Origin of the sequence: Methylocaldum sp. (assembly GCF_035627495.1) — a bacterium.
Lineage (GTDB): Bacteria > Pseudomonadota > Gammaproteobacteria > Methylococcales > Methylococcaceae > Methylocaldum.
Genome location: NZ_DASPLO010000165.1, coordinates 1 through 1,937, shown reverse-complemented (window position 1 = coordinate 1,937; position 1,937 = coordinate 1). Strand labels below are relative to the sequence as shown.

Annotated in this window: 3 protein-coding genes and 2 pseudogenes; all 5 read left to right on the top strand. The window is 53.6% G+C overall.

Going from position 1 to position 1,937, the window contains the following annotated elements; all coding sequences use genetic code 11:
- On the top strand, positions 1 to 207 hold a 207-nt coding region (locus tag VEB01_RS14685; RefSeq protein WP_324876685.1), incomplete at its 5' end, for a hypothetical protein.
- Entirely contained in the window at positions 195 to 404 is a 210-nt protein-coding gene (locus VEB01_RS14680) for a nuclear transport factor 2-like protein (RefSeq protein WP_324876683.1), read from the top strand. The genes VEB01_RS14685 and VEB01_RS14680, both read left to right, overlap by 13 nt.
- 337 nt (positions 405 to 741) lie before the next feature.
- Positions 742 to 894, top strand: coding sequence for a hypothetical protein (locus tag VEB01_RS14675; RefSeq protein ID WP_324876681.1), 153 nt, complete (start codon positions 742 to 744; stop codon positions 892 to 894).
- Positions 895 to 909: 15 nt separating this feature from the next.
- Positions 910 to 1,059, top strand: a pseudogene (locus VEB01_RS14670) (nuclease-related domain-containing protein); the annotation flags it as partial.
- 111 nt (positions 1,060 to 1,170) lie between these two features.
- Positions 1,171 to 1,335: pseudogene (locus VEB01_RS14665) on the top strand (transposase domain-containing protein); the annotation flags it as partial.
- Positions 1,336 to 1,937 lie beyond the last annotated feature (602 nt).

Below are 1,937 nucleotides of genomic sequence, written 5' to 3'. Positions count from 1 at the left end.
GTCCCTGGACTCTTCAACCGAATGACCTTATCTTCACTCATGGCGTATTCGCTCCTCTCAACAGGAATGGATGACCTCGAAGACCATCCAGAATACGCCGCCTACCTCAGCCCCTCATCCACAACTTTCGAGCATAACTCTCCTTTTCGGGGAAGAAAGCTGCTGCCGAGAATTATCGGAATCTCTTTGCGTCCATGCGTGATGTGAAGTTCCAGTTTCTTCAGCGGTTCGCTACCGAAGATCGCGTTGTGGATGACAGCATCGTCACGTTTGAGGTGGCGAAGGATGGCTACTGGCATTTTCCAGTCGGCAGCAAGATTGAAATGCGGCTAGTTCATATCTTCGAGATGCGGGACGGGAAAATTGCACGCGAGATTGTCTTCGACATGGGACACCCTGTGTAGGCTATGGCGACCTGCCATCACCGCCTAATCATTCGCTAGAGCTACTGGCACTGACGCGCCGCAACTGATCGGGAACGTTGTCACGTTCTCGTGGAAATCGCCTAACCGAACGCTCAAAACGGGCGCCGCACCTACTTCCCCATCAGCCGGTACACCGTGCTGCGGCTGACGCCGCACCGCTTTATCAGCTCCTTCAGGTTCCGGCCGTTCCACTCGGCCCGGAGGCGGGCATCGCGTTTCGAAAAGGCTTCCACATAGCGCGATTGCCTTGGGCGTGATAGAAATTCACGGAAGCTATACAGAAACGATTCAATCATTGGTTAGGTGATGAGGCACAATGGACTTCTCCCCGATCGTAAACGAATTTCTAAAGGCCTTTTGGTGGCTAGTCCCGCTGGCGATCATCATCGGCGTATTCAAGTCGCCTTCGGGCAAGGGCTATTTCGGGGAGCTATTTGCCAGGTTTCTAGCCCGGCTAATGCTGGATTAAGACACGTATCATCGAGTACACAACGTCACTTTGCCTACACCTGACGGCTCAACGCAGATCGATCACATTTTCGTGTCACCGTTCGGCATATTTGTGCTTGAAACCAAGAACATGAACGGCTGGATCTTTGGTAGCGAGAATCAAGCACAGTGGACACAGAAGATTTATGAAAGGTTCAGGCTTTCGTTATTTGCTTTAGATTTTTTATGTGAAGCAAATATGCGAAGTGAAGTGGAAACAGCGGGGTCAAATAATAAAAGCCTGCCCCCTTTACATGGGAAACGGGCCGCGGCCCCGTACAGCTTAATCGGCATGGCGATGCTCAATGACCCCGATCCAGAGGCGTACCTGCTTGCCGTGCCTGTCCGCATCGCCGAGCATCTAGTCAACGGGATCGAAGCACTCTTACCCTGGAACCTCGCCTGTCACATCACGCGCTGACTCAACCACTCGCCGCTTGAGACCGTCAAGACGGTAACTCTTGGACGCCCACGATATAAAGGCGCAATAGTACGCTGGCACAAATGGCCAGATCCCTTTAGATCTAAGAAAGTCCGATTTCCGGCTGTGTAGCGCCAAAGGACAGTCCATTTCCTTTACATCGTCCGGCTATACTCACAGTCCATAGGTGCCTGCACGACTATCAATCGGAGATTAGAGCCCCCATGAGCATGCCCGCATCCCGCTTCGCCCGTTTCCTCGCGTTTCTTTGGGGATATCCTAATATCGCGGGCTGCGTGCTGGGACTATTTGGGCTGTTCCTGTACTTCAACGGAATTATCGAATCCCGCTGGCCACTATTGATCGCTACGCTTTATGCGCTGGGTTGGATAACCGCGCGAGCCTTTATCCCGTCCGAAACTACCGTGGTGTTGGCGCGTAATCCGCACGATAAATCCCTTTTAAACCCAAATTGTCCATTAGCCGGTGGCGAGCCCTGGAATCACGGGCGGAGCGGCGGCGTGGGCCCAAAGCCCTGAGAACCAGGCGCGTTTGCGGCGGGGGACCGAGAGCAGCAGGCGCTGTTGCTTCGCATCCGGATG

Excerpts from the sequence above, each read along its gene's own strand:
- VEB01_RS14675 (WP_324876681.1), top strand. The coding sequence starts at position 742 with ATGGACTTCTCCCCGATCGTAAACGAATTTCTAAAGGCCTTTTGGTGG.
- VEB01_RS14680 (WP_324876683.1), top strand. The coding sequence starts at position 195 with ATGCGTGATGTGAAGTTCCAGTTTCTTCAGCGGTTCGCTACCGAAGAT.